Source organism: Streptomyces melanosporofaciens, assembly GCF_900105695.1.
In the GTDB taxonomy this organism is placed as follows: domain Bacteria; phylum Actinomycetota; class Actinomycetes; order Streptomycetales; family Streptomycetaceae; genus Streptomyces; species Streptomyces antimycoticus.
Map to the genome: position 1 here is coordinate 8,263,731 of NZ_FNST01000002.1, position 25,243 is coordinate 8,288,973.

26 protein-coding genes and 1 pseudogene are annotated in these 25,243 nt (G+C 71.4%); 4 read left to right on the forward strand and 23 right to left on the reverse strand.

Translation table 11 applies throughout. From position 1 onward, the window contains the following. Positions 1 to 80 precede the first annotated feature (80 nt). Both BLV72_RS50575 and BLV72_RS50580 read right to left on the reverse strand, forming a co-directional pair. Positions 81 to 514, reverse strand: a pseudogene (locus BLV72_RS50575) (TetR family transcriptional regulator); the annotation flags it as partial. Positions 515 to 822: 308 nt separating this feature from the next. Continuing rightward, entirely contained in the window at positions 823 to 1,185 is a 363-nt protein-coding gene (locus BLV72_RS50580) for an ATP-binding protein (RefSeq protein WP_244321212.1), read from the reverse strand. Positions 1,186 to 1,972: 787 nt separating this feature from the next. Here BLV72_RS50580 and BLV72_RS37775 point away from each other — a divergent pair. After that, positions 1,973 to 2,299, forward strand: a complete 327-nt coding sequence (locus tag BLV72_RS37775; RefSeq protein WP_093460074.1) for a MerR family transcriptional regulator — start codon at positions 1,973 to 1,975, stop codon at positions 2,297 to 2,299. Positions 2,300 to 2,955: 656 nt separating this feature from the next. On the opposite strand, the gene BLV72_RS37780 is transcribed toward BLV72_RS37775, so the two are convergent. The 8 genes from BLV72_RS37780 to BLV72_RS37810 all read right to left on the reverse strand — a co-directional run bounded on the left by BLV72_RS37780 (position 2,956) and on the right by BLV72_RS37810 (position 9,468). Next, positions 2,956 to 3,954, reverse strand: coding sequence for a nuclear transport factor 2 family protein (locus BLV72_RS37780; RefSeq protein WP_093460073.1), 999 nt, complete (start codon positions 3,952 to 3,954; stop codon positions 2,956 to 2,958). Between the two features lie 104 nt (positions 3,955 to 4,058). Further along, entirely contained in the window at positions 4,059 to 5,405 is a 1,347-nt protein-coding gene (locus BLV72_RS37785; RefSeq protein ID WP_093460071.1) for an MFS transporter, read from the reverse strand. Between the two features lie 298 nt (positions 5,406 to 5,703). Next, a complete protein-coding gene (locus BLV72_RS37790; protein WP_244320600.1) occupies positions 5,704 to 6,489 on the reverse strand; it encodes an HpcH/HpaI aldolase family protein in 786 nt (261 codons plus the stop codon). Then, positions 6,486 to 6,875, reverse strand: coding sequence for an SDR family NAD(P)-dependent oxidoreductase (locus BLV72_RS51245; protein WP_280143033.1), 390 nt, complete (start codon positions 6,873 to 6,875; stop codon positions 6,486 to 6,488). The genes BLV72_RS37790 and BLV72_RS51245 overlap by 4 nt, the downstream gene beginning before the upstream one ends. Beyond that, the gene (locus BLV72_RS51250; RefSeq protein WP_280143034.1) at positions 6,872 to 7,258 is read right to left on the reverse strand and encodes an SDR family NAD(P)-dependent oxidoreductase; all 387 of its coding nucleotides are present in this window, start codon (positions 7,256 to 7,258) and stop codon (positions 6,872 to 6,874) included. Before BLV72_RS51250 ends, BLV72_RS51245 begins: the two co-directional genes overlap by 4 nt. Continuing rightward, on the reverse strand, positions 7,255 to 7,542 hold the full coding sequence (locus BLV72_RS48385) for a hypothetical protein (protein ID WP_167746479.1): 288 nt from the start codon (positions 7,540 to 7,542) through the stop codon (positions 7,255 to 7,257). Before BLV72_RS48385 ends, BLV72_RS51250 begins: the two co-directional genes overlap by 4 nt. Positions 7,543 to 7,585: 43 nt before the next feature. Further along, on the reverse strand, positions 7,586 to 8,323 hold the full coding sequence (locus BLV72_RS37805; protein WP_244321213.1) for an alpha/beta fold hydrolase: 738 nt from the start codon (positions 8,321 to 8,323) through the stop codon (positions 7,586 to 7,588). A gap of 5 nt (positions 8,324 to 8,328) precedes the next feature. Beyond that, a complete protein-coding gene (locus tag BLV72_RS37810) occupies positions 8,329 to 9,468 on the reverse strand; it encodes a cupin domain-containing protein (protein WP_093468056.1) in 1,140 nt (379 codons plus the stop codon). A 56-nt stretch (positions 9,469 to 9,524) separates the two neighbouring features. Here BLV72_RS37810 and BLV72_RS37815 point away from each other — a divergent pair, with 56 nt between their 5' ends. Then, positions 9,525 to 10,613, forward strand: a complete 1,089-nt coding sequence (locus BLV72_RS37815) for a LacI family DNA-binding transcriptional regulator (RefSeq protein ID WP_093468057.1) — start codon at positions 9,525 to 9,527, stop codon at positions 10,611 to 10,613. A 115-nt stretch (positions 10,614 to 10,728) separates the two neighbouring features. Here BLV72_RS37815 and hisD read toward each other — a convergent pair whose 3' ends face one another. Then, a complete protein-coding gene (hisD, locus tag BLV72_RS37820; RefSeq protein WP_093468058.1) occupies positions 10,729 to 12,090 on the reverse strand; it encodes a histidinol dehydrogenase in 1,362 nt (453 codons plus the stop codon). Positions 12,091 to 12,205: 115 nt separating this feature from the next. Beyond that, positions 12,206 to 13,117 (reverse strand): LysR family transcriptional regulator, encoded by a 912-nt coding sequence (locus BLV72_RS37825; protein ID WP_044580335.1) that lies wholly within the window; start codon positions 13,115 to 13,117, stop codon positions 12,206 to 12,208. A gap of 219 nt (positions 13,118 to 13,336) precedes the next feature. Between BLV72_RS37825 and BLV72_RS37830 the strand changes: the two genes are divergently transcribed. Next, complete coding sequence (locus BLV72_RS37830) at positions 13,337 to 14,212, forward strand: carbon-nitrogen hydrolase family protein (protein ID WP_093468060.1); 876 nt, start codon at positions 13,337 to 13,339, stop codon at positions 14,210 to 14,212. Positions 14,213 to 14,329: 117 nt separating this feature from the next. Here BLV72_RS37830 and BLV72_RS37835 read toward each other — a convergent pair whose 3' ends face one another. The 4 genes from BLV72_RS37835 to BLV72_RS37850 form a co-directional block, all read right to left on the reverse strand. Beyond that, positions 14,330 to 16,021, reverse strand: a complete 1,692-nt coding sequence (locus BLV72_RS37835) for a glycoside hydrolase family 13 protein (protein WP_093468061.1) — start codon at positions 16,019 to 16,021, stop codon at positions 14,330 to 14,332. Between the two features lie 108 nt (positions 16,022 to 16,129). Next, complete coding sequence (locus BLV72_RS37840) at positions 16,130 to 16,978, reverse strand: carbohydrate ABC transporter permease (RefSeq protein ID WP_208905852.1); 849 nt, start codon at positions 16,976 to 16,978, stop codon at positions 16,130 to 16,132. Then, positions 16,975 to 17,973 (reverse strand): carbohydrate ABC transporter permease, encoded by a 999-nt coding sequence (locus BLV72_RS37845; protein ID WP_244321215.1) that lies wholly within the window; start codon positions 17,971 to 17,973, stop codon positions 16,975 to 16,977. Before BLV72_RS37845 ends, BLV72_RS37840 begins: the two co-directional genes overlap by 4 nt. Beyond that, complete coding sequence (locus BLV72_RS37850) at positions 17,970 to 19,298, reverse strand: extracellular solute-binding protein (RefSeq protein ID WP_093468063.1); 1,329 nt, start codon at positions 19,296 to 19,298, stop codon at positions 17,970 to 17,972. Before BLV72_RS37850 ends, BLV72_RS37845 begins: the two co-directional genes overlap by 4 nt. Positions 19,299 to 19,463: 165 nt before the next feature. On the opposite strand from BLV72_RS37850, the gene BLV72_RS37855 reads away from it, so the two are divergent. Continuing rightward, positions 19,464 to 20,543, forward strand: a complete 1,080-nt coding sequence (locus tag BLV72_RS37855) for a LacI family DNA-binding transcriptional regulator (protein ID WP_342030702.1) — start codon at positions 19,464 to 19,466, stop codon at positions 20,541 to 20,543. A 280-nt stretch (positions 20,544 to 20,823) separates the two neighbouring features. Here the strand turns inward: BLV72_RS37855 and BLV72_RS37860 are convergent, their stop codons facing one another. From BLV72_RS37860 to BLV72_RS37890, 7 genes are all read right to left on the reverse strand, one after another. After that, positions 20,824 to 21,309 carry an MSMEG_6728 family protein gene (locus BLV72_RS37860; RefSeq protein WP_093470782.1) on the reverse strand — a complete coding sequence of 162 codons (486 nt, stop codon included), beginning with the start codon at positions 21,307 to 21,309 and terminating at the stop codon, positions 20,824 to 20,826. A gap of 453 nt (positions 21,310 to 21,762) precedes the next feature. Then, positions 21,763 to 22,236, reverse strand: a complete 474-nt coding sequence (locus tag BLV72_RS37870; RefSeq protein WP_244321216.1) for a helix-turn-helix domain-containing protein — start codon at positions 22,234 to 22,236, stop codon at positions 21,763 to 21,765. A gap of 229 nt (positions 22,237 to 22,465) precedes the next feature. Further along, positions 22,466 to 22,795: a hypothetical protein gene (locus tag BLV72_RS48390; RefSeq protein ID WP_167746276.1), complete on the reverse strand. Its 330-nt coding sequence runs from the start codon at positions 22,793 to 22,795 to the stop codon at positions 22,466 to 22,468. 190 nt (positions 22,796 to 22,985) lie between these two features. Beyond that, positions 22,986 to 23,231 (reverse strand): protein kinase family protein, encoded by a 246-nt coding sequence (locus tag BLV72_RS37875; RefSeq protein ID WP_208905854.1) that lies wholly within the window; start codon positions 23,229 to 23,231, stop codon positions 22,986 to 22,988. Positions 23,232 to 23,295: 64 nt separating this feature from the next. Continuing rightward, positions 23,296 to 23,931, reverse strand: coding sequence for an Rv1733c family protein (locus BLV72_RS37880; RefSeq protein WP_208905855.1), 636 nt, complete (start codon positions 23,929 to 23,931; stop codon positions 23,296 to 23,298). A 74-nt stretch (positions 23,932 to 24,005) separates the two neighbouring features. Then, positions 24,006 to 24,863, reverse strand: coding sequence for a rod shape-determining protein (locus BLV72_RS37885; RefSeq protein ID WP_093468066.1), 858 nt, complete (start codon positions 24,861 to 24,863; stop codon positions 24,006 to 24,008). Beyond that, positions 24,860 to 25,228, reverse strand: a complete 369-nt coding sequence (locus BLV72_RS37890; protein WP_093468067.1) for a TraR/DksA family transcriptional regulator — start codon at positions 25,226 to 25,228, stop codon at positions 24,860 to 24,862. Before BLV72_RS37890 ends, BLV72_RS37885 begins: the two co-directional genes overlap by 4 nt. Positions 25,229 to 25,243: the final 15 nt, after the last annotated feature.

Here is a 25,243-nt window from a genome sequence, read left to right on the forward strand (position 1 = left end):
CAGTGAATCGGCCAGTGAGTGGAGCTACCCGCCTCTCGCCGCCCAGCCTGGCCGAACGACAGCACCTTGTCGAAAACGCTCTACTGGCCGGGCGATGTGCTGGCTTGAACCAGGGCTCGTGCCAGGTCAGTGCTCTCCGGAAGGCTGTCGAGCGAGAGGGGCTGCATGGCGACAGCACCCTCGTGCAGTACAAGGAGTTGGGTGGCGAGGATGGCCGGGTGCGAGCGCCCGCCGTGGCGGCGAGTTCCTTGAACAGGCTCAGCAGCCAGAGCTTGCGGTTCGCGGCGATGCGGTATGCGGAATGCGAGGGATCCGGGAGTTCTGCCAGTGCGTTGATGAAGGCGCATCCGCGGGTGTTGGTCTTGCTCCAGGTCCGCAGGGCCTCGAAGGGGGCGGTGACGGCCTCGGCCGGAGTGTCGCCGGCGTCAACGGCGGCACGGACGAGTGACCGCCAGCGCTGGTCGCGTTCCGTGAGATAGGCCGCCACGAGGCGGTCTTTCGAACCGAACTGGTTGGACGGCATCACCGCAGCAGACTTCGCCTGAGGCGGCCACGGTCTGCGGAGTGACGAAGCTTCCCCTCGGCGCGACCGCGGCGCAACGCGAGGCGACATCCCATCCCACCCCATCCACAGGTCTTGACGATTACTCGAGCTACCAGTACGTCCGGTACCAGGCGGTCTGCGTCTCCATGAGCACGTGGGGGAAGTCGTTCTGTGCCATACCTCCAATTGGATCGCTTGTTCGAATTCGAGGGCAACGGTTGGTCATCGCCGGAAAGTGCCGTCCTGTGACTGAGCGCTCGGCCTGGTCCGTGAGTGCTTCAGATGGCCCGGCTGAGTGTGAGAGGTGGCCTGGCCCTCCGCGGGTTGGTCATGCGTCGGGGCGCGCCGAGTTGGACAGCCATCCGGTGCAAGGCTCTCGCGGGCGGGGTCATCGTGTGAGGCGGGCGTGGATGGTCTTTCCCTGTCCGGGGCCGGGGGATGGTGACGGCCCCGGTGGGGCGGCGGATCATGGGCCATCCGAAGCCACCGGTGCCGTCGTTGAGGTCGGGGGTGCGTTCGCGCGGGGGCGCCGGGTTGAGGTCGCTGATGGCGACGTTCAGCGCGTCGGTGGTGGCGCTGAGGTGGAGGGTGTAGTGGCCGCCGCCGTGGCGCAGGGCGTTGGTCGCGGGTTCGGAGACCACCAGGGCCAGGGTTTCCGCGGTCTCGGGGGCCGGGGCCGGGGCCGGGTCGAGGGCGTCCGCGAAAGCACGGGGCGACGTCGCGGGTGCGAGGGATGTCGGCGGGGCTGTCGTCTTCGACGATGACAGGGGGCCTGGGGGCTGTCGTGTTGGCCGTCGCCGTGTCGTTCACGCGCTCACACCCCGCCTGGGTCGGTTGTGCCGCCGGGCTCAGCTTGTGTCCGCTGGGCGGTTCTTCAACCCCGGATGGCACTCTTCCGTGCGTGTCCGGGGCAGAAGTCCCCTCACTGACTGTGGAGAAAATCTGTCATGGCGGGAGTAGACATGGGCGCGTGCGGGGGTTAGTGTTTCCTCGTACCCAAGAAGTCGAAGAGGGCACGGCAGAGATGAACTGCCGTGCGAGCAGGTCGAGCAGGATGCGGAACGGGAGTGGAGTGGCGGGGCCGGATGAGGCTGGGTTCCGTCACTGGCTGCCGGGCCGAGCGGCCTCAGGGGCCGCATGCAGTACCCGTGGTATCCAGCAGTACAACCGAGTAACCGAATGAGGTAAGGAGCAGACGCCATCAGGATCGCCCGGGCGAGGCAGAACACCGCTCGGGTACCGCAGGCCCCGGATTGGAAGGTGGTCCCCGGTCACGCAGCCGCGATCCCCGCACTTCCGCCTTCCCAGGCGGACCAGCGGAACAAGAAGGCCGGCGCAGTCAGCCGGCAGATGGTGTTGAAAGCTCGGGGCCCGGGTGCCGGTACGGCACTCGGGCCCCTCGACGCGTCCCTGTGGAAGAAGAGGTCTATGCCCCCTCGCAGTGCCCACCCCGTCGACAAGTTCGACGACGATGACTACCCCGCCTACACCATGGGCCGGGCCGCCGACATGCTCGGCACCACCCCCGCCTTCCTCCGCGCCCTGGGCGAGCACCGCCTGATCACCCCACCGCGCTCCGAAGGCGGCCACCGCCGCTACTCCCGCTACCAGCTGCGCATCGCCGCCCGCGCCCGCGAACTCGTCGACGCCGGCACCCCCATCGAAGCCGCCTGCCGCATCATCATCCTCGAAGACCAACTCGAAGAAGCCCAGCGCATCAACGAAGAACTGCGCACCCGCGGCGCCACCTCGTAACGGCGTCTCGACACCGACCTGCCCGCGCTGATCACCGCCGCGGCACGACCTGAAGCACCCGCGGCCCGCACCACCGCTGGCGCACCGACGTCCATACTCCCTGCCCCCGTGGGGCGGCCTGGCAGTCGATGCTGGTGGTCGGTTCGCAACCTTCCACCTGGCTGGCGGTGAGCCGCGAAACGCTCACCTCCCCGGGGTACGGATCCCTCAGCGAGTTCCCGGCCGCCCTGGCCGAAGCCTTCACTCAAGGCACCCGCCCGTTGATGGCCGCAGTTGTTCCTGGGTTTTCACCGGGGCGCGCTGGTGTGGGGCCCTTTGCCGGATGACGGTGCTCCGTGGACGTCGGCGCACCCGGACACTCGCGGACGTGTCAACGGTGCCCCAAAGGATGCCTTGTCGGCTCTCAACCCGGTCGACGCCGTCATCCGCGGTCGGCCGCCCAGTCTGCGCCGGGCCCTCGGCATGTGGGGCTTAGGGGTCTTCCGGGCACTGGTGCGCGACAGCAGGGTCACGGGGAGACGCACAGCAGCGTGAGCCGGACGTTCGCTGCGCGCCTGGGCCGGCCCGGCTCCCCGATCGGTGCCCGGTCGTGCGCGCACCGACGCGGGCGGCCCGCCACCGGTGTTTCGGTGGCGGGCCGCCCACGTCAGGGGAGCTCAGTAGATGTTGGCCTCGACCTGCGAGCCGTCCTCGCGTGTCGCGTTGATCTGTGCACGCAGCGAGATCTCGTCGTAGACGCGGACCTCCTTCACGATGCGGCCCTCCAGGATCAGGAACTGGGAGACGCCGAGCACCGTGACCGGCCGGCCGGTGAGGGGGCCGAAGGCCGGGACGCCGCGGTAGCTGCCGTGCATGGTCCACAGGACGGCCACGCGCAGGCCCCCGTACCGCGGGGAGTGGTTCGTCTGGATGTCGCGGACGGTGAACCGCGCGTCGGGGAAGGGGCCGACCATGGCGAGGAGGTCGCTCTGATAGCGCTCGGGGCGGATGACGGTCCGGTCGCCGATCGTGTGGAGGAACAGATCGCGTTCCATGAAGTCCTTGACCCTGTGCAACCGGCGCCGCGTCCACACCTCGTCGATGAACTCGAGCACCATCTCGCACTCGGGGCGGAACTCGTCCGGACGCGGACCGCTGACCCCGTTCAGCAACACGTCCTGCGGCGGCTCGTCGAGCATGGAGCCGCTGTACCCCTGGAAGGTCAGCTCGCGAGCGGCCTCGGCCGGGTCCAGGCCGCGCTGTAGGCAGTCGGCCAGTTCGTCGCGCACCACCCACTCCTCGACCATCCGGCCGCGTCGGTACAGGCAGTTGGCCACCGTGCGTTTGCGGATGCGGATGCTGCGGCCGTCCACGAGGTGCTCGTCGGCGGAGAAGACCAGGTGGGAGCTGAGGAAGGCGTCGTCGCCGCGCGCCTCCCACACCACGTCCTCCGCCTGGCCGATGTGGCCCGGCGTGCTGGCCATGCGGATCGTGCTGCCTTCGATGACACCGTCACGGCCGACGACGGTTCCCAGGCTGGTGTGCACGATCGAGTCGGGCTCGTAGTTGTCGACGATGTAGGCGATGTCGCGGTCGACCCAGATGCGGTCGGTCACCTCGCGGATGAAGTCGTCCGGGTCCTTGTAGGGGAGGTACGCGACGGGGTCCAGGGGCATGGTGCTTCCGTTCCAGTGGTGTGAATGCGTATGTAGGTGGATGGTCAGGAGGGTAGCCGTGGAGGCTCCCTGCCGGGGCCGCCGGAGCCGGGCTTCCCGCCGTGCTAGCGGGCGAACTTGTCCGTGCCCAGTTGGCTCCGGTACGTCTCCGTCATGAAGGCGCTCACGACGACCAGGGCCAGGAGAGCGGCCACCGCCAGATAGGCCCAGACGGCGTAGATGGTGTCGAAGGTGCTGACCAGCAGTGTCGCGACGAACGGCGTGATGCCCATGAAGATGGAGAACGAGCTGTTGTACGCGATGGCGCTGGCGCTGAACCGGGTGCGGGTGGCAAAGAGTTCGGCCGCGCAGACGGTGACGATGCCGGTGAGGAAGAATTCCGGCACGATGTAGATGAGTTGGCTGGCCACGGCGGTTCCGAAGGTGCCGTGCTCGCCGACCCGGAAGGCGATCGGGACCAGCACGATGCAGGCGATGGCGCCGGTGACGAGCATCGGCTTGCGCCCGATGCGGTCCGACAGCATGCCGGCCAGTGGCAGGGTCGGGATGAGGACGGCGATGGAGATGGCGTTCGAGGCCAGGCCCATCCAGCGCGGCAGGTCGAGCGTGCCGGTCAGGTACTGCGGATAGAAGGTGACCCAGCTGTAGGAGAGGATCGCGAGCATGATCGAGATTCCGCAGAAGACCAGGATCGGCCGCCACTGCGAACGCAACGCCTCACGGACCGGTGCCTTGACGACGTCCGTACCTTCCTCGGTCGCGCGGATGAACTCCGGGGTCTCCTCGATGTGACGACGCAGCCACATCCCGACCAGGCTGAGCGGGATCGCCAGCAGGAACGGGATGCGCCAACCGTACGAGTCCAGGGCCTCGCCCTCGAACACCCAGCTGGTCAGGGCCGCCGTACCGGCACCCGCGAGGGTGCCGACGAAGCAGCTGTTGGAGGCGTACGACGTGTAGTAGGCCCGCCGGTTCGGCTCCGCCCACTCCACGATGAACGCGACGGCTCCGACGTACTCGCCGCCGGAGACCGCGCCCTGGACGACGCGAAGCAGCAGGAGCAGGATCGGCGCACCGATGCCGATCTGCTGGTACGTGGGCAGGACCCCGATCAGGGCGGTGGCCACGCCCATGGCCACGATGGTCCACAGCAGCGTCTTCTTGCGGCCGACCCGGTCGCCCCAGCGGCCCACGAGGGTGCCGCCGAGCGGGCGGAAAAGGCAGGCGACGGCGATGATCGCGTACGTGCCCAGCACCGCCACGGTCCTGTCGCTGTCGGGGAAGAACGCCGGAGCCATGATCGGCGCCATGTAGCCGTACAGTCCGTAGTCGAACTGTTCGACGAAATTACCGATGCTGCCCGCGCCAATGGCTCGGCGTATCGCGTTCCGCTTAAGTAGGTCGACCTGGGGGGAGCCGACGGCTGGGCTGGGTGGCGCTGCGGCGGACATGGCTTCTCCGATCGCGCGGGGACGGGGTGTGCATGCGTATGAATTGGTCGTGAACGCTAAGGATCCGGATATGGGGCGTCAAGGGTTGGTCGCGGGAGGATGCGACGGTCCCGGAAGGCGGCAGCCGAGAGCTCGGCACCGCGGCACGCAGGGGTACACGACGCCCCCGCCATCGGGCGCGTCGGTCGGCGAAGGCGGCCTGCCCCCGGCCGGTCGGACCGGGGATTTCGGCCGTGCTCGTCTCAGGCCGGGGTTTCGGCCGTGCTCGTCTCAGGTGGGGATTTCGGCCGCGCTCGTCTCATCCGACGTCTTCGGCCGCGCTCGTCCTGTCGGACGAGGCCAGGCGGCGCAGGGTGGCCACGAGCACATGAGCCATGTTGTAGAGGATCAGCTGAGCCCCCTGGCGCTCGGCGGCCCGGGCGGCGTCGAGGGTCGGCACGATCGTCATCACCGCGCGCTTGTTGGCGCGCGCCGCGTTGTGCGCCCGGGCGATCAGCCCGTCGACGACGCAGGGCTCCGGGAAGCCACAGTCCGCGGCCAGGTCGGCGGGGCCCACCAGGACCGCGTCCACCCCCTGGGTGCCGGCGATCGCGTCGGCGTCAGCGCAGGCGCGCCGTGTCTCGACCATCGCCACGACCAGGGTTTCGCGGGACGCGGCCACATGGTCGGCTGCCGTGACCGTGCCGAACCGGCCCGCTCTGCTGTAGGTGGCGAAACCCCGCTCTCCCCACGGTGGGTAGTGGCTGGCGGCCACCGCCCGTCGGGCGTCCTCGCGGCTGTCCACATGCGGGTGGATCAGCCCGGCGGCGCCCAGGTCGAGGCAGCGCAGCGCGAGCGCCGGCTCAGCCGAGCCCACGCGGACCAGCACGTCGATCCCGTGCGCCGCGGCGGCCGTGAGGTGCTGTTGAAGCAGCGCCGTGTCGGCCGGCCCGTGCTCGCAGTCGATGACGACATAGTCGAAGCCCGCGACCCCCGCCATCTCCACCAGCGTCTCCGAGGGGAGCCGCAGCAGGATGCCCCGCAGCCGCTCGCCGTCCGCCAGGCGCTGTTTGAGGCTGCGGTGCGGTGTGCCGCGCGCCGTCACCGGGCCACCATCCCCGCGGACAGGTCGATGTCGGCCCCGCACAGTCCGCGCATGCGCAGCATCGCGCTGACGGCCTCGCCCACCTCGTCCTCGGTGACCATCCGCCCCAGGGCGGAGCGCGCGACGAACGCCTGCTCGGCCTGCGCGTAGGTGCTGCCCGTGCGCTCCGCCTCCAGACGGAAGTTGCGCTCCATACGTGGCCCCGCGACGGGCCCGGGGGAGAGGGAGTTGACCGTGACGCCCAGCGGCCCGACCTCGCCGGCCAGCGTGGTCGTGAGACCGATGACCGCCATCTTCGACGCGCAGTACGGGGTGCGCCGCAGGAGCGGGCGCTTGCCCGAGACCGAGGCGATGTTGATGATGTCGCCCGCGCTCCGCCCGGTCATGGGGGCAGGAAGGCCCGGCACATCAGGAACACCCCGCGCACGTTCACATCGAAGACCTCGTCCCAGTCCTGCGGGGTGATCTCGGTCAGCGGTGCCACCGGCCCGGCGACCCCGGCGTTGTTGACCAGGATCGATATCTCCTCTCCGGTCAGACTTCGGGCGAGCTCCTCGACGTCGTCGGGGCGGGAGACGTCGCAGACGCGGTGCGAGACCTGTGGGCCGAGCCGCGACACGGTCTCCTTGAGCGTGGTCTCGTCGCGGCCCGTGATCACCACCCGGGCCCCGTCGGCGAGCAGGGACCGTGTGATGGCCCGGCCGAGGCCGCTGCCTCCCCCGGTGACGAGCGCGGTGCGGCCGGTCAGCGGTGCGGTGCCGCCGCTCATGCGCCGCCCTCCTCGTTCCACGGCACGGTGCCCTTGCCGTACTCGGCGGCACGGGCGTCACCGGTGCGGATGTCACCGGTGCGGGCGTGGCCCCGGGCGAGGTCGAGGCGCGGCGCCCGGCCGCACACCTCGCCGAGCAGCGCGGCGGACTCGGAGTACGGGCGGACGGCGTCGTCGCCGGGCCGGCGGATGTCGTCGAGGGGGTCGTGGACGCAGACGGCGACATCCGGCCGGGCCGCGGTCACGTGCGCGCCGGGCTCGGGGGACGTGAGGTGTCGAGGCATGACGGCTCTTTTCCAGTGGGGACGAAGGGGACAGGAGGTGAGTTCACGGGGCGGCGGCCGCAGGTGTCGTATGGGTGGCGGCCGTGACCACTTCGCGCAGCGCGGCCGTCACCGCCTCGGGCCGTTGCCACGGCAGCAGGTGTCCCGCGTCGGGCAGCAGCGTCAGGCCGGCTCCGGGGACCGATTCCGCGATCGCCTGGTGGAAGGCGGGCGGGCACAGTGTGTCCCGCGCCCCGGCCAGGACCACGGTGGGGCAGCGGGCCGTACGCAGTACGCCGGTCGCGTCCGTACGGGTCGCCTGCGCGGCGAGCTGGGCGCGGGCGGCGGTGGCGCCCACGGCGTGCGCCATGCCGCGGTAGCGCCGCGCGGCCTCGGGCGTCGGGCACCGGTCGGGGAACATGTCCGGCAGCGTCTCCTCGACGACGTCGGTGAACCGGCCGGCCGCGATCAGCTCGTCCATCGCCCGCCAGGCCGCGTACTGCTCGGGGCGCGGCGCACCCGCGTTGGTCGCCATCACGCACAGGCCCGCGATGCGCTCGGGCGCCCGGCGCAGCGCCTCGAAGCCGACGATGGCCCCCAGGCTGAGGCCGACGAGCACGAATGGGCCCGGAACCGTGGCGAGCACGTCCTCGGCGAGCGCCCCGATGTCCGCTCGCCGCAGCGGGGTGTGGTGGACGTCGTGGCCTTCGGGAAAGTCGACGTCGCGCCACAGACTCGCGTCGCAGAGCATTCCGGGCACGACGACGAGCGGCAGCGGACCGGCCCTGTCCTCGTACGGCACGCCGGTCACCAGGTGCGCGCGGAGCGGGGCAGCAGCGCGTACGGGGCGACGTACCCGTTGTGGTCGATGCCCAGGCCCGCGTCCGCCGCGGCCTTGCGCACCTCCTCGTCCCACTCCAGGCGGACGCGTCCGTCACCGGAGTTGACCACCAGGAGGTCGCTCCGCTCGTCGCCGACGTTGCGCACGGAGCGCCAGGCGTCCTGCGGGACGGAGAGCATGTCACGGGGGCCGAGACGCACCGGGACGGGGTCGGTGCGGTTGAGGGTGATCTCCCACAGACCGTCCTTCACGATCAGGGTCTGGGTCTCGTGCTGTCGGTGTGCCGAGACACCCTGCCCGGGGTCGGCGCGGAGCCAGGCGACGTTGTGGCCGTGCGGATTGAACACGCGGGGCTCCTGGTGCGGGTCCTCGGTCATGCCGTAGCCGATGACGCAGCTCAGACGGGCGCCGCCGCCGGGCAGGGTGCTGTCGAGGAAGGGGTGATCGGAGAACACCAGCTCGTCCGCGGCGGCGATCCGGCGCTTCATCTCGTCGGGGGTGTAGTGGCGCAGCCGGTCGAGGTGTTCCTGGGCCAGGGGGGCGACGAGCTCGGACTCCGGGGGGACGGTGTCGCCGGCGACGGTGTCGACGAGTTTGTTGTCGACGGTGAGGTACAGGCCGTGGTTCCGCGCCTCCCGTAGGACCGACGGGCCCCAGATGATGCCGCCGGTGTCGTCCATGCCCAGCACGGTGAACAGCCAGCCGTCGTCCGGTCCGGTGTTGGTGAATCCGCGGAAGATCCAGGTCGGGACGGAGGCGATGTCACCGGCCCTGAGCGTGAGTTCGCCTTCGGTGCCGTCGACGCCCCAGCGCAACAGGTATTCGCCCGCGGTGCAGATGAACACCTCGGCCGTGTAGTGCAGGTGCAGGTTGTTGGTGATGCCGTGCGGCATCGCGGCGGCACCGATGTTGTAGCCGTGCGGCAGCCGGAGGTTGACGTGCTGGCCGGCGGCCTGCGAGACGCCCGGCCCGATCATCGCGTAGTTCTCCTTGCGATCCGAACCGGGCGTACGGCAGTCGATGAATGCCTGGTTGCAGGAGACGAAGTCGCTGCGGCGCACCGTACGGCGGGCCAGCTCACTGGGCGATACGACGACATCGGGCATGACCGCTCCTTGGTTAGGAATACGTATGCATTCCATAACAGGCACTGGATCGGAGGATGTCAAGAGGGGTGCGACCGTGTTTTGACATACGTATACTGAATCGGGTGCGCCACCGGGGGGCGCCGGTGGCAGCGAGGAGAGAGCCGATGGGGATCACCAGTCACGACGTGGCCAGGCTGGCCGGTGTCTCGCAGCCCACGGTCTCCCGCGCGTTGCGTGACGACCCGCGCGTGTCCCAGGCCACCCGCGAGAAGGTCAAGCGGGCCGCCCAGGCGCTGAACTACGTGCCGAGCGAGGCCGGACGCACCCTCTCGACGCGTGCCACGCGGCGGATCGGTGTCATCGTCACCGACCTGACCAACCCGTTCTACCCGCATCTCATCGCCCCGCTCCACGACGAACTGAGCGACCTCGGCTATCGGATGATGCTGATCACCGAGCGGTCCGACGAGGCGGTCGCCGAGCAGAAGCTGCTCGACCAGTCGATGGACGGCGTCGTCCTCGCCACAGCCACCACCGACTCCCGCCTGCCGGCCCAGCTGGAGGGACGCGGCGTGCCCTACGTCTTCCTCAACCGCGACACGGGCCGGGCCGGCGACTTCGCCTCCGTCGTCGACAACGAGGGCGGCGGACGGCTCGTCGCCCGGGAACTCGTGGCCCTGGGACACCGGCGTATCGCCGGCATCTTCGGCGCGGCCAACACCACGACGGGGCGCGAGCGCGAATTGGGCTTCCGGTGGGCTCTCGCCGAGGCGGGCGTGGGGCTGCCGGAGAACCGGGTGGTGCGCGGAGCGTTCGAGTACGACACCGGCTACCGGGCGCTGCCCGCCCTGCTCGAGGCGGACGAGGCACCCACGGCGGTGTTCTGCGGCAACGACGTCGTCGCCATCGGTGTCCTGAACGCGGCTCTCGCCGCTGGTGTCAAAATCCCCGACGAGCTCACCGTCATCGGCTTCGACGACCTTCCGATGGCCGCCTGGGAGGTGTTCCAGCTCACCACCGTCCGGCACGACCTGCGGGAGCTGTCGCGTCAGGCGGCGCGTCTGCTGGTCCGGCGGATCGCCGAGGACGTCGACCCGGCCGGTGAACGCCTGGTCCTGCCGACCGAGTTCGTCCCCCGCGCCACCCACGCCCGCGTCCGATGAGCCGTCACGGCCGTCAGGCCGGCCGCTCCGGGAGCACCCCGGCGATGTAGGCGACGGTGGCGGCCGCACCGGCGGTCCCGTGCCGCCGCACGCGACGAGGCGGCACGAGAGGGGATCAGAGCTGGTCGCGCAGAGCGGCCGGAACGTCGTCGAACGCGCCGGACGTCCGCCCGAGCTGGTCGATGCGGAGCGTCGCGGTGGCGCCGTGGGCGGCCAGCCCCTCGAACGCCGAGATGCGCTCGACGGCGGGAGCCAGGGACGCGGTCCCCTCCTGCGAGGCGCGTTGGTACGTCAGCGGCTTCAGGAACCGGGAGACGGAGAGCCCCGCGTTGTAGCGGGCGGTCTTGCCCGTGGGCAGCACGTGGTTGGTGCCCGCGATGCCCTTGTCGGAGTAGGCGACCGTCGACCACGCCCCGATGAACAGCGAGCCGTAGTTGGAGAGGTTCTCCAGGTAGTAGTCGTCGTCCTCGGTCTGGATCTCCAGGTGTTCGGGAGCGATCATGTCGGCCACGGCGACGGCGTGGGCCCGGTCCTCCACCACGATGACGGAACCGAAGTCGCGCCACGCCGGGCCCGCGATGTCCCGGGTGGCCAGGGACGCCAGCTGGCGCTCCACCTCCGCGATCACGGCGCGCCCCTGCTGCTCGGACGTGGTGATCAGGGCGGCGGGCGAGTTGGGGCCGTGCTCGGCCTGGCCCAGCAGGTCCGCCGCGACCCACACCGGATCGGCGCTGTCGTCGGCGATGACGGCGACCTCGGAGGGACCGGCCAGCAGGTCGATGCCGACCCGGCCGAACAGCTGCCGCTTCGCCTCGGTGACGAACGCGTTGCCCGCGCCGACCAGCATGTCGACCGGGGCCTCGCCGAGCAGACCGAAGGCCATCGCTCCGAGCGCCTGGACACCACCGAGCGCGAAGACCCGGTCGGCACGCGACAAATAGGCGCCGTACAGCACGGCGGGATGCGCGCCGTGCTCACCCGACGGGGGAGTGCACGCCAGCACGGTGGGCACCCCGGCGGTCTTCGCCACGTTCACCGTCATGAAGGCGCTGGCGAGCAGCGGGAAACGACCGGCCGGCAGGTAGGCGCCGACGCGGGAGACGGGAACGTAGCGCTGGCCACCGACGACACCGGGAGCGACCTCGGCCTCGAAGTCCGTCAGGTGCTCGCGCTGCGCGGCGGCGAACCGGTGGGTGCGCTCGTAGCCCATCTCCAGAGCGGTGCGCACGTCCGGGGGCAGGGCGTCCCCCGACTTCTTCAGCTCGGCGGCCCCGATCTCCAGGCCGCCGGACCAGCCGTCCAGCTCCTGGGCGTAGGCGCGCACCGCGTCCATGCCCTTGTGCTCGATCTCCTTCAGCATCTGCGAGACCCGCTCGACCACCTTGGGGTCGCGCTGGGCGGGGGGACCGTCCACGGACGGCTTCTTGAGCCACTGGAACGGGGGAAGGGCCTGGGCTTCGTCGTGCGTGATCTGCATGGCAAGGACGCTAGACGTCGCGGCACCACAGGACCAGAGGGTCCATTCCTGTCCGAACCACAGGGTTTCCCTGACCTTCGCGGCGTGCCCACCCACGCCCCGTGCGCCCGGCCGATCAGAGGCCGAGGTCGGTACGGAGTTCGCGCAAGGTGTCCTCGGCGAGCCGGGCCAGCTCCCGCGTGGCCCGCGACAGCGGATGCCCCCGCCGTTTGACCAGGGCGATCGTGTCGTAGAGAGGGTCGGCGAACGGGGCGGTGCGCAGCCCCGCGGGAAACGCCGGTCCGGCGATCACCGCCCGGCTGGCGATCGTGTCGCCCACCCCGGCGGCCACCAGGCCCAGCGCGGCCTCGACATGTTCCAGCTCGATCAGCGGATCGATGCTGACCCCGGCGAGCTGCGCCCGCTCCGCGAGCTGCCGCCGGGTGGGGTCCTGCCACCCGTAGTGGGCGTCGTAGAGGACCAGGGGTGTCCGGGCGAAGGTCTCCATCGTCATCGGTGTGCGGGTGCGTTCCTCGCTCGCGCTGACGAAGAACACCTCGTCGCGCAGGAGCGGTGTCACCATCAGCCCCTCGTCGTCGATCGGCAGGACGACCAGGCCCGCCTCGATCCGTCCCGCGGCCACGGCCGCCGCGGTCTCGGCCGAGTTCTGCCCCACGAGGCGGACCCGGACGGACGGATACCGGGCGTGGAACATCTGCACGAGGTTGGACAGCAGGTAGTAGTCCGCGTTGCGGAGCACACCGAAGGTGGCGGTCCCGCCGCCCAGCGAGCTCAGGGAGCGCACCGCCCGGGTCCCGCTCTCGGCGGCCTCCAGCGCCTGCTGGGCGTACGGCAGCAGTTCCTGGCCGGCCGAGGTCAGGGTCAGGGTGCGGCTGCCGCGCGCGAACAGTTCGGCGTCCAGTTCCGCCTCCAGCCGGCGCACCAGTTCGGAGGCCGACGCCTGGGCGATGTCCATGGCCCGCGCCGCTGCGGTGAACGACCCGAGCCGCTCCGCCTCGACGAAGGCCCGCAGCTGGTTGAGGGTCATACGTCGCCTGTGTCCTGTCGAGTCGGTGATCCGCGTCACGGACGCGATGATTGTCGTTCTACCACGGAACTCCGGCGCGGCCGCCGGACGGGTGCCGCTCCGGACCCACTGGGTCTCCCTGTGGATGCCGCTGGAAGAAGGGGCCTTGTCCCGTGGAAGGTGCCGATGGTTGGCTCGTCCGCGCCCCCGGACACCCCTGCGCGGAAGGTTGCCCCTGCGATGACGATCCCCTTGCCGATCGGCCTCGTCCAGACGGCCGCGCGGCATCACGCCGCCGACGATCCGGACGCGTTCGCCGCGGACGTACGCCGCGTCACCGAGGCGCATCCCGGTGTCCGGCTGCTCGCGTATCCGGAACTGCACCTGTGCGGCCACAAGCCCGGCGAGGACCCCGAGACGGTCATGACCGCGGCGGCCCGGCCGCTGGACGGCCCCCGCGGCACCCGGCTGGCGTCCCTCGCCCGCGAACTGGGCATCTGGCTCGTGCCCGGCAGCGTCTACGAGCAGGGCGCGGACGGCCGGATCTACAACACGGCCCCCGTCTACTCGCCCGCGGGCGAACGGGTCGCGGAGTACCGCAAGATCTTCCCGTGGCGGCCCTACGAGACCACGGCGTCCGGCAGCAGTTTCGTGGTCTTCGACATGCCGGACCACGGACGCGTGGGCCTGACGATCTGCTACGACGCCTGGTTCCCCGAGATCACCCGCCACCTGGCGTGGCAGGGCGCCGACCTCGTAGTGAACCTGGTGCGCACGCCCACCGTCGACCGCGCCCAGGAAGTCGTGCTCGCGCAGGCCAACGCGATCGTGAACCAGGTGTTCATGGCCAGCCTCAACGCGGCGGCGCCGGACGGCGTCGGGCGCAGCGTCGTCGTGGACCCCGAGGGGCACCTGCGGGCCGAGGCCGGGCCCGGCCCGGAAGAGGTTCTGACGGATGTGCTCGACCTCGCCGAGGCCCGCCGGGTGCGCACGCGGGGAACCGCGGGCCTCACCCGGGTGTGGGACCCGTTCGAGGACGGCCGGCCGCCGCTCGAACTCCCCCTGTACGCGGGCCGGATCGACCCCGAGCGCTGGCGTCGCGGGGCCCGCCCGTGAGCCGGCGGCCCGCGCGGTGACCGCCTGGGCGATCGCTGCCGCCCGGCCGTACGTCCCCCGGCGCACGGTCGAACGGCACCACCGGCCGGCCTCACGGAGCGAGCCCGGCACCGCTCCTCAGCGGTCGGAGGCGGACCCGGTCCGCAGCCAGGCGGTCGTCCACGGCGGTAGCTCGTCACCGGTCAGCGCGCCGGAGGCGAGAAGAACCTCACCCCGCGGCAGCGGGACGGGCTCCCCGGAGAGGTTGCCGACGGTGTGCCAGCCGCCGGCGCGGGCGAAGTGCAGCAGCCCCTGACGCGTCCGCTCCCGCGGGCCGACCCACTCCAGCCGCTCGTCCGCGACCAGCGTGCGGCGCAGCCGCAGGGCCTCGCGGTACAGCTCCAGGAAGGACTGCTTGTCACCGCGCTGCGCGTCCGCCGCGTACCGGCCCCAGCCGGCGGGCTGCGGCAGCCACGAGCCACCGGGGCCGAATCCGAAGCTCGTGCCCTCGCGGGTCCACGGCAGCGGCACCCGGCAGCCGTCGCGGCCCTTGACGCGTCCGCCGCTGCGTACCCACATCGGGTCCCGCAGGTCCGCGCGGTCCAGGTCGGCGACCTCGGGCAGACCCAGCTCCTCGCCCTGGTAGAGGTACGCGGACCCGGGCAGCGCCAGCATCAACAGCGCCGCGGCACGCGCCTTGCGCACACCCGTCGGCAGGTCCGGGGCCGGTTCCCGGCCGTCGGTGAGCAGCCACGCCTCGATATCGCGCTTGGTGCAGTCGCCGGGCAGGGCGTAGCGCGAGACATGACGCACCACGTCGTGGTTGGAGAGCACCCAGGTGCTGGTCGCCCCCGAGGCGCGGGCGTCGGCGAGGGCGGAGTCGATGATGGTGTGCAGTTCGGCGGCGTCGAGCCGGGCGCCGAGGAAATCGAAGTTGAACGCCTGGCCCAGCCCGTCCGCGGAGGCGTAGGCCGTACGCCGTGAGGCACGCACCCAGGCTTCGGCGACGGCGAAGCGCGGCGGGTCGTACGCGTCGAAGACCTGCCGCCAGCCGCGGTAGATCTCGTGCACCGCGTCGCGGTCCCACAGCGGATGACTGCCGTCGTCCGGCAGTTCGTCGGGCTGGTAATTCCGCTGCTCGCCGAGGTCGCGCAGCGGTGCGCGCAGGTCCTTGGCGAGGCCGTGGGCGACATCGACGCGGAAACCGGCGACGCCCCGGTCGGACCAGAACCGCAGGGTGTCGTGGAAGTCCTCGCGGACCTCGGGGTTGTCCCAGTTGAAGTCGGGCTGCTGGGGGGCGTAGAGGTGCAGGTACCACTGGCCGTCCGGCACCCGGGTCCAGGCGGGGCCGCCGAAGCTGGACGGCCAGTCGGTGGGCGGCAGTTCACCGTCCTCCCCCCGGCCGTCGCGGAAGACGTAGCGCTCGCGGGCGGCCGAGCCGGGCGCGGCCGCGAGCGCCTCCTGGAACCAGAGGTGCTGGTCGGAGGAGTGGTTGGGGACGATGTCGACCATGATCTTCAGGCCGAGCCGGCGGGCCGCGCCGACCATCTCGTCGAAGTCGTCGAGGGTGCCGAGCCGGGGGTCGACGTCGCGGTAGTCGGCGACGTCGTAGCCGCCGTCGGCGAGCTGCGAGGGGTAGAACGGGCTCAGCCAGACGGCGTCCACGCCGAGGTCGGCGAGGTAGGGCAGACGGGAGGTGACGCCGGGGATGTCACCGATGCCGTCACCGTCAAAGTCGGCGAAACTGCGAGGGTAGATCTGGTAGACGACGGCCTGCCGCCACCAGTCCGCATCGTGCGGGGAAGGGGCGGGGGAGTCGCGGTGGGGCATCTGTGAACCTCTCGGGCGCGTGCCCAGGGTCGGGTGCGGGTGTGCGGACAGGTGGAGGGAAGGGCCGGGGGCGGCCGTCACGCGGGACGCGGCTTCGTGCGGGGCCGCTCAGCCCTTCACGGCGCCGGTGGTCATGCCGGAGACGACCGACCGGCGGAAGATCAGCACCAGGAGCGCGATCGGCACGGTGGCCACCATGGCGCCGGCGAAGATCACGCCGTACGGAACCTGGTACTGGCTGGTGAACAGCGCGATGCCGACGGAGACGGTGCGGCGGTCATCGGAGCCGTTGAAGGTGAGCGCGAGCAGGAACTCCGACCAGGTCGCGGTGAAGGAGAACACCCCGGCCGTGAACAGCCCCGGCCGGGCCAGCGGCAGGATCACCGTCAGGGCGGTGCGCAGCGGGCCGGCGCCGTCGACGACGGCGGCCTCCTCCAGCTCGCCCGGAATGCCGCTGAGGTAGTTGCGCATGATCCAGATCGCGAACGGCAGATTCAGCGCCACGTACGGGATGACCAGGCCCGGATAGCTGTTGAGCAGCCCGGCCTGGCGCTCCATCAGGAACAGGGGGACGAGCAGGGCGATCGGCGGGAAGACCGACAGCATCAGCAGCGCTGTCATGACGGCCCCGCGCCCGCGCAGCGGCAGCCGGGCGAGGGCGTATCCGGCGAAGAACGCCAGGGACAGGATCAGCACGGTGGAGACACCGGCCACGACGACGCTGTTGAGGAAGTAGTGGCCGATCCCGTTGCGGGCGAACGCGGTCTCGTAGTTGCTGAGGGTGGGGTGCCTCGGCAGCGGAGAGGGCGGCGTCGCGCTGATCTCGCCGGGCCCCTTCAGGGAGGCGGACGCCATCCAGACCAGGGGCAGCGTGGCGCATACGGCGATCAGCAGCCCGCCGAGGTTGACGACATTGACGTAACGGCGCACGCCCGTGCGCGGGACGTGGCGGCTCACGCCCGGCCTCCCTCGTCGACGTGGGCGCGGAAGACGCGCAGGAACAACAGGCAGCAGCCCAGGACGATGACAGCGGTGGTGACCGCGACGGCGGCGCCGCCTCCGAAGTCGAGATTCTGGAAGAGGATGCGGTACCCGAGGATCGCCACCGACTGGGTGGCCGTGCCCGGACCGCCCTGGGTCAGCACGAACGGCAGGTCGAAGATGCCGAACGCCTGGAGGATGCGGAAGAGGACCGCGATGGCGACGATGGGCCGCAGCTGCGGCAGCGTGACCCTCCAGAAGGTGGTCCACGCGTTGGCGCCGTCGATCTCGGCGGCTTCGTAGACGTCCCCCGGGATGAGCATCAGACCGGCGAGAACGACGATGGCGACGAACGGTGTCGTCTTCCACACGTCGACGGCGACCATCGCCGCCATCGCGGGCACCGGCCGCCCGAGAATGTCGGGCTGGGCGCCGAACAGCTCCTCACACAGCCAACTCACCGCGCCATAGCTCCCGTTGAACAGGTACGACCACAACTGTGCGGCGATCACATTGATCAGCGCCCAGGGCAGCAGAAGCAGGGCGAGGATCCAGCCACGGGCGGCGCCGAGCCGTTCCAGGACGAGCGCCGTGAGCGTCCCGAGAACCAGCTCGATGAAGACCGAGACGATCGTGAAGCCCAGTGTGAACGCGAGGGCCCGGTACCACTCGGAGTGCGTCAGGAGTGCCTCGTAGTGAGCGAGGGTGGGCGAGCCGAGCCGCAGCCCGCCGTACTCGAGCCGGACCTCGCAGAACGACAGCACCAGCGAGAAGACGACGGGGAAGACCGTCACCGCGGCGATGATCAGGAGCGCGGGGGAGGCGAACAGCCACCCGGTGCGAGCGCGACGGCGGGCGGCGGAGCCCGGGGGTGTGCTCATCGGGGACTGCCGCCAGGCCCCGGCACGTGCGCCGCCACCCTCGCCCTTCGACGGCGTTCCCGCCGTCTTGGTCTGCAGTACGGAACTCACAGCGCCTTTCCTTCCAGGGCCGTACGCAGCCCCTCGCGTGCGGCGCGGACGCCGGCCGCGGGGGAGAGGCTGCCGCGCACGACGGCGTTCGCCGGGGTGTACAGCGCCTTGCTGACCTGCGGGTAGTACGGGGTCTGCACGGGCCGGGCGACCAGCCGCAGGTCGGCGGCGCGCAAGACCGTCGGGTCGCCGGCGGCGCGCGCCTCCCGGCCGTCGAGCACGGAGGTCATCGCGGGGATGACACCGGCTTCCCGGGCCAGGAGGCGTTGCACCTCGCCTGAGGCGCAGAACCGGGCGAACTCCATGGCGGCGCCCAGCTCCTGGGAACTGGGGTTGACGAAATTGCTCCAGCCGCCGGCACAGGAGACGCCGGAGCGGCCGGTGCCCTCGAAGCCCGGACGCGGCGCGGCCCCGACCTTCCCGGCGACGCGGGAGACCCCGGGGGTGCTCGCGTTGACCCAGGCGTACGACCAGTTGCGCAGGAACAGCCCGCGCCCGTTGACGAAGGCGTCCTGCGCGTCCGATTCCTGATACGTGGCCACGGTGCGGGGCGTGACCCCGCGAGCGGTGAACTCGGCCATCAGCGAGAATGCCCGCTCCGCCGCCGCTCCGCCCAGTACGGCCCTGCCCCGCCCGTCCAGGACGGCGGCGCCCGCGTCGGCCAGGAACTCGGTGACGTTGGCCGTCAGCGACTCGGTCACCGCCGCCTGCCACAGGAACCCGGCCTCCGCGTCACCGGCCCGTTGCACCGTGCGGGAGGTGTGCAGCAGCTCCTCCCAGCTGCGGGGAACGCGCAGCCCGTGCTTGGCGAGAAGGTCCTTGCGGTAGAAGAGGTAGGTGCTGTCGGTGAAGAACGGCACCGCGTAGACCTTGCCCCGGTACGTGGAACTGCTGCGCAGGGCTGCCGGATAAGCGTCCCAGAAGTCGTCCGGAAGCAGCGTCTCCACCGGCAGCGCGAGCGCGGAGTGACCGAATTGCGCGGGCCACGTCGTGTCGCCCAGGTACACGTCGGGCTGGGGGGAGCCGCCGGCGAGCTGGGTGGCGATGGCGCTGCGGTTGCCGTCCGAGGTGGACAGCGCGTTGATCTTCGAGACGCGGATACGAGGATGCCGCCGCTCGAAGGCACGGATGATCAGATCCGCGACGACAGCGCCTCGCCGTGCGGGGATCTCGGAGACCCACCAGGTCAGCCGGGCCGGTTTCCGGGGAACGGTCGCGGCCTGCGCGAGCAGGTCCTCGAGGTCCTTTCCTCCGCATCCGGACAGCAGGCCCGCCGCGGCGGCGCTCACGGCGCCCGTCAGCAGCGCTCTGCGGTGCAGGGACATGGCGTGCTCCTCCCCTCTCGGACTGTCTGATGACAGCGCTAGCACCGTAGGGAGCGCCACGATGAAGTGTCAACGCTCACAGTCGCTGAATCGCTGCGAGGTTTCACATGACAGCGCTGTCACCCGCTCGTCCTGGTGCGGCAACCGTTGTGTTAGCGTCCGGGCATGGCCGGTGAAGTCGCAGAAAAGGGCGCCACCTTGGCGGACGTCGCCCAGAGGGCCGGAGTCTCGCCCTCGACCGTCTCCCGCACCCTGCGCGGTCTGTCGACGGTGTCCCCCGAGACCCGGGCGCGCGTGGAAGAGGCGGCGCGCGAGCTGTCGTTCGCGATTTCGCGCAGCGCGTCCAGTCTGGTCACGGGGCGCACGGGCCGGGTCGCCGTGCTCGTACCCAACCTCGACTCCTGGTTCCTGGGCGCGGCGCTCGCCGGCATGGCACCCGCGCTCAACGCGGCCGGCCTGGACATGCTGGTCTACAGCGTCACCACCGCCGAGCAGCGCGCACAGTTCTTCGACCGCCTGCCGGCCCGCCGCAACGCCGACGCCCTGCTCGTCGTCAGCTTCGCGCTCTCCCCCGAGGAACGAGCGCGCCTGGACGACCTGGGCATGCCCCTGGTCTTCGTCAGCCAGCATGAACAGGGCAGGGCCGGCGTCTACGTGGACGACGTGGAGGCCGCCCAGCGCGGCACCCGCTACCTGCTCAACCTCGGTCACCGGCGCATCGCCTATCTGGAGCCCGCGGACGCCTCGGGTTTCGCCTGGAGCAGCAGAGCCCGTCTCGACGGGTACCGCGCGGCCCTGGCGGAGGCGGGCATCGGCCAGGACGACGACCTCGTCCGCCAGGTCGCCCACTGGCAGGGGCCGAGCCTGGAAGCGGCGGTGGGACGGCTATTGAGCCTTGCGGAGCCGCCCACGGCGATCTTCGCCGAGACGGACGACATCGCCTTCAGGCTTCTCACGGTGCTGCGCGGCGTCAACGTCCCGGTGCCGCAACGGATGTCGATCCTCGGCTTCGACGGACACGCGATGGCCGAGCCGTGGGACCTGTCCACCATGGCCCAGCCGGCCCGCCGACTGGGCGAGGCGGCAGCGGAGCTGGCCCACCGCGTGATCCACGACCCCGAGGCGCATCGGGAGCGACACGTGGTCCTGCCGGTGGAACTCGTCCCGCGGGGCAGCACTGGCCCGGCGCCGATCCCGCGTCCGCGGCCCGGTGACGGGGAGGGCGTTCGGGAACGCCGGGTCTGACGCGGGCCGGAGCACGGTGGAGGAGGCCCGGGGACGTCGGGGGCGCCCGCCCCCGGGGCCGGGGAAGTCCATACGGCCGGTACGCCCATCGGCCCTCTGCCCACTGAAATCACCGGGCAAGCCGACGAAGTGCGCGGTTCCAGCTGAGCAGCCGTCGTCCTGGCGGACGTTGCCGCTGCTGGACGTGGCACGAGCCAGGCAAAAAGCATGCGAAGCAACAGGCTCCCCGTGCTTCGGCAGGCCCGTAGCCGATCGCCGGCCCACCCCGGGTGCGGATGGCTCAGGGGCCGGGCGCGTCCGGGGCCTCCCGGTCCGAGGCCGGCCAGACGTAGGGCAGGTCGTCCGGCACGCCGGGGAAGCGAGGGGCGTACACCCCGGGGTCCTTACGTACGAGAGCCGATTGGTGACTGCGGTGGAAGGCGGCGTTTCCGAGCCACGGCGGCAGCTCTCCGGCTCCTGCCAGTTCGGTCTGGTCGCGGACCGGGAGGCCGGGGCGGTGAGCGGCGAGGTCGGCGATCAGGGAGGCGGCGCAACTGTCCTGATGCCCCAGTTCCCGCCACACCCGGCACATCTCCAGCCCGTACCGGACGAGGGCCTCTTCGTATCCGGTCCACATCCGCACGGCGGGGTGCCGCCGCCAGCCGTACCCGGGCACCGTCAGGCCGCGTAGGACCTGGAGGGCCTCGACGCGCTGCTTGCCCAGCCGCCGCCGGTCGAGCTCACGCGCCGACCGCCGGAAGTCGGAATGGGGCAGGAACGTCTGCATCTCGACTGTCCGCATCTCATCTCTTGCGCGGCGCGGACGGCCGGCGCACCGCCGGGCCGGCGCCAGACGCCGCGCCGGGGGTCTCGCGTGCCAGTGTCGCGCCGATGCCGCGCGCGGCTCGGATCTTTTCCCTTGACCGGTGTGGGCTCAGCTCCAGGATGGCGCCCTCCTCGCAGCGGCGGACGACCGTCTCGTGGGGCTGCAGCAGAGGGCCGAGGCGGACCTGATGGCGGGGTTCCGGGCCGGGGCACGGGCGCTGCCCGTCCAGCGGCTCGACCGCCGGGGGCCTACCACCCACCGCAGGTACTTGTTGCCGTCGGCCAGGGCGGTCCGCACGTCGCTGGGGTCGGCTTTGAGCAGACGATGACGAACGGCCACGTACGCCTCCGTACTCGCGGGAGCGGTTGCCGGACTGGCCTCGCCGAGTGCCCCCGCATCGTCGGTCGAACCGGCCTACAGCGCATCCTGTGTGCTCGAAGTCTCCTCGGCAGGAGTCGGGTCAGGGCTTACCTCGCAGGCGGCCGAACCGTTGACCAGGACGGTCTCCACGTGCATGAAGTCGCAGGCGAGCAGCGTGTGAGCCTGGGAGCGCAGGAAGGAGCGCCAGGTCTGCTGGGAGGCGCGCTGCGGTGCGGGCGGTAGACCGGAGCTGCGCACAACGCGCCGGACGGTGGCGGCGGCAGCCCGATGCCCGAGCCGTCGGAGCTCACCTTGGATCCTGACGTATTCCCAGGTGGGGTTCTCTCGCGCCAGGCGCTGGATGAGCGCCGCAATCACCTCCGACAGCGGTGGCCGGCCGGGGCCGGTGGGGGTATAGCGCCATTTCCAGCGCACCGGACGGCGATGCCAGGTCAGCAGGTGCCCGGGTTGTGCGTCGATTACGTCGACCTGGACTGGGCCACGCAACATCGCGCCGTGCTCGACCACACCGTGGACGCCGGGATCGTGTGGCACGCCGGCCCGGTGCCCGAGATCGTGCAGGACGCCGACGACCTTGGGAGAATCAGGTCAGGAGTCTTGTGAGTGACACGGAAGTGCTGGTACCGCACGGCGGGCGTCCGGTACGGCTGACCGATGTGATGGCGCTGGCCATGCCGTCGCTGACAAGCGAGGATGGACCGCGGGTCACGGGGTAGCCGAGAACCCAACCAGTGCCTCAGAAGAAGCAGAGCACGAGGTCGGAAGGAGCGTCATGGCTGGAGTTGTCGAGCGCATCAAGCAGTTCGCGAGGAGTCCGCAGGGCCGACGAGCGGTTGCACAGGTGCGCCGGACTGCCACCGATCCGCGCCGCCGCGCTCAGGCACAGGAACTGGTGCGGAAGCTGCGCGGTCGTCGATAAGCGCGAAGCGCCCGCGGGCGGCGAGAGCCGGACCGTGAAGCCCGCGACCGGGGCATGGCTGTCGCCATGGGGCACTACCGGGCCGAGCGCCCCATGGTGGACGCGACGCCGGGTCCGGACGCACGACACCTGGCAGCCGTCGGCCATCCGGTGCGAATTCGTTCGTGTCGGAGATCTCCGGCGGCGCGTCGGTGGATGTTGCTGGTCGTCCGTTCGCAGTGCGCGTTCATCTGATCGCGTGTCCCGTGGGCGGCCTCTCAATGTGCGAGAAGCCCACGTGACCGCCCGCCCCTGAAGTCGTGGAGCGAGCCGTTTCTCAACCGGGGCGTGACCCACCTCATGTGCCCCCACGAATCACGGGGTTCAGCATCGCGGCTGCGGTGGCCAGGTCGGTCTCGGCGCCGGTGGTCAGCGCGTACAGGGCGTACCCGATCGGGGAGGCGTCCCACAGGTGCTTCGCCTGGGCTGCCAGGCCGGGGTGGACGTGCCCGCCCGCCTGCTCGTACCCGGTGAGGGTGGCCTGCGGCATCTCCTCGCCCGCGGCGCCGTACTGGGCGGACAGGTCACGGGCGGGGTCGTCCACGCACACGGTGGTCCAGTCCAGGATGCCGTGGTCGGTCCGGGCAGGCGTGAGCGTTTGCGCAGGCTCAGGGGAACGTGGTCCAGCGTGGCGCGGTCTCGGCCCACTTGGCGTCCCACTGGGCGAGATTGCGCCGCCGCAGGACCACGGAGACGCCGCGGTAGGCGGCGGCACCGGCGAGGGTCACGGTCAGGAAGCCGACGAGCGCCCAGCCCATGGTCCGGCTGCGGATCTGCTCGGCGGGCATGGGCGGCTCGGCGATCACTCCGTCCGCGTCGACCCACACGTCGACGGAGCTGCCCGCGCTGAGCCCTGGCAGGACGTCGGTCTCGGCGGTGCGGATCCGTCCGTCCGGGTCGGTGTAGCGGACCGTGGCCGGATAGCGGTTCTCTCTCGCCTCCGCCGATCCGGGCTCCGGATGGTCCGGGGCGTCGTGGGTGAGGACGGCGGTGGTGAGGCGCAGGGTCTGCCTCTGGTGCTCGGCGGCCGCGCGGTAGTGCCGGTGGGCGGTGTCACCGATGGCGAACATGGCACCGAGCCCCAGGATCGGTACGAGCAGCAACATCGCCAGGGCGATCCGGCCCTGGAGGCGGTCGGTGCGCCGGTACAGCGGATTGTGCCGCCAGCGCCACAGCGACAGGGGGTGCACGAGCCCGTGGTGCGGGGGATCCGGGGGCTGTGCGGGTGGTGGCACGCCGGACACAGGTTCTCCTTTCCGGGGCAGGGGGCGTACAGCAGACCCCGGCCGGTGAGGTGGCGGTCAGGGGGGCAGCGAGGTCAGCGGAAGAGCGGGCCAGGCCCGGGTGGGGACGTGCCCCTGGCCGACGGATGTCCGTGCGCGGCCCGCAACATCGTGGCGGCGCCGCGGATCGCCGCGGTATGCGGTGTGGGAACCGCCCGCAGGGGCGCGTGCGTGCCGCCGGCGAGCCGGTGAGTGAGGTCGGGGCGCAGTGCGCCGCCACCGGCCAGGAGGGCACCTCGGCTCAGGGCCTCGGCGGTGAGGGACGTGCGGTCCTGCCGGAGCATGGAGGTGAACATGGTGCTGATGGCTTCGCTGATCTCCGCCGTGGCGTCGGCGTCTGCGAGGTCGGTGGTGCCGGCGAGGTCGGTGGTGCCCAGGGCGGTGCGGCGGGCGTCGAAGACCAGGCCGTCGACGAGGAGGACCACCTCGGTGAGATGGGCGCCGATGTCCACCACGAGCAGCGGCAGGGAGAGGTCGGCGCCCGCGGCCAGGGCGATGGCGCGTGCGGTGGGGACGGTCAGGACCGCGCGGGGGCGGAGCACTTCCACGGCGGCGCGGGCCCGTTCCCGGTAGGCGGGGCCGTCCAGCACCGGCGCGGTGACCACCACCAGCGGGCGGGTGAGGCGGGGCAGGCGGTGGCTGAGGAGCCGGTCGAGCATCCGGGCCGTTCCCGGAACGTCGACGATGGCGCCGCGCTGGACCGGATACACCGCCCCAGCACCGGGGAGGGTGATGGTGGGTACGTCGAGGACCATCCCGCGGCCGGCTATCCAGGCGCGGGTGCGGGCGCTGCCCAGGTCCAGGGCGAGGCCGCAGCAGTGCCGGCACAACGGCCAGGGCCGGTGCCGGTGCCCGGCGGGGGAGCCGGGCCGGAAGCGGCGGCGGACGGTCATCGTCCGGCCTCCCGTACCTGCTGGCACCGTGCGCAGTAGCGGGCCTGTGGAACGATCATCAGCCGGTCGCGCTCGACAGGGCGACGGCACAGGTGGCACGTGCCGTAGCGGCCCTCGGCGATGCGTCGCAGCGCCGCCTCCACGTCGGCGAGGACCATGCGCGCGGAGGCGGCGACTTTGACGTGCACTTCGGCCTGTGCCGCGGAGCGGCGCCGGAGCAGGTCCTCGGCGCGGGGCGGCGAGGCGATCTGCCGCAGCTGTTCCTGGCGGAACAGGCGCTGTTCGTGGAGGTTCTCCCGCAGCGCGGCGAGGTCCTCGGGCGACAGGTGCGCGGCACGGTCGCCGATGGTCTGGTGGTTCACCACTTCACCCCTTTGAGC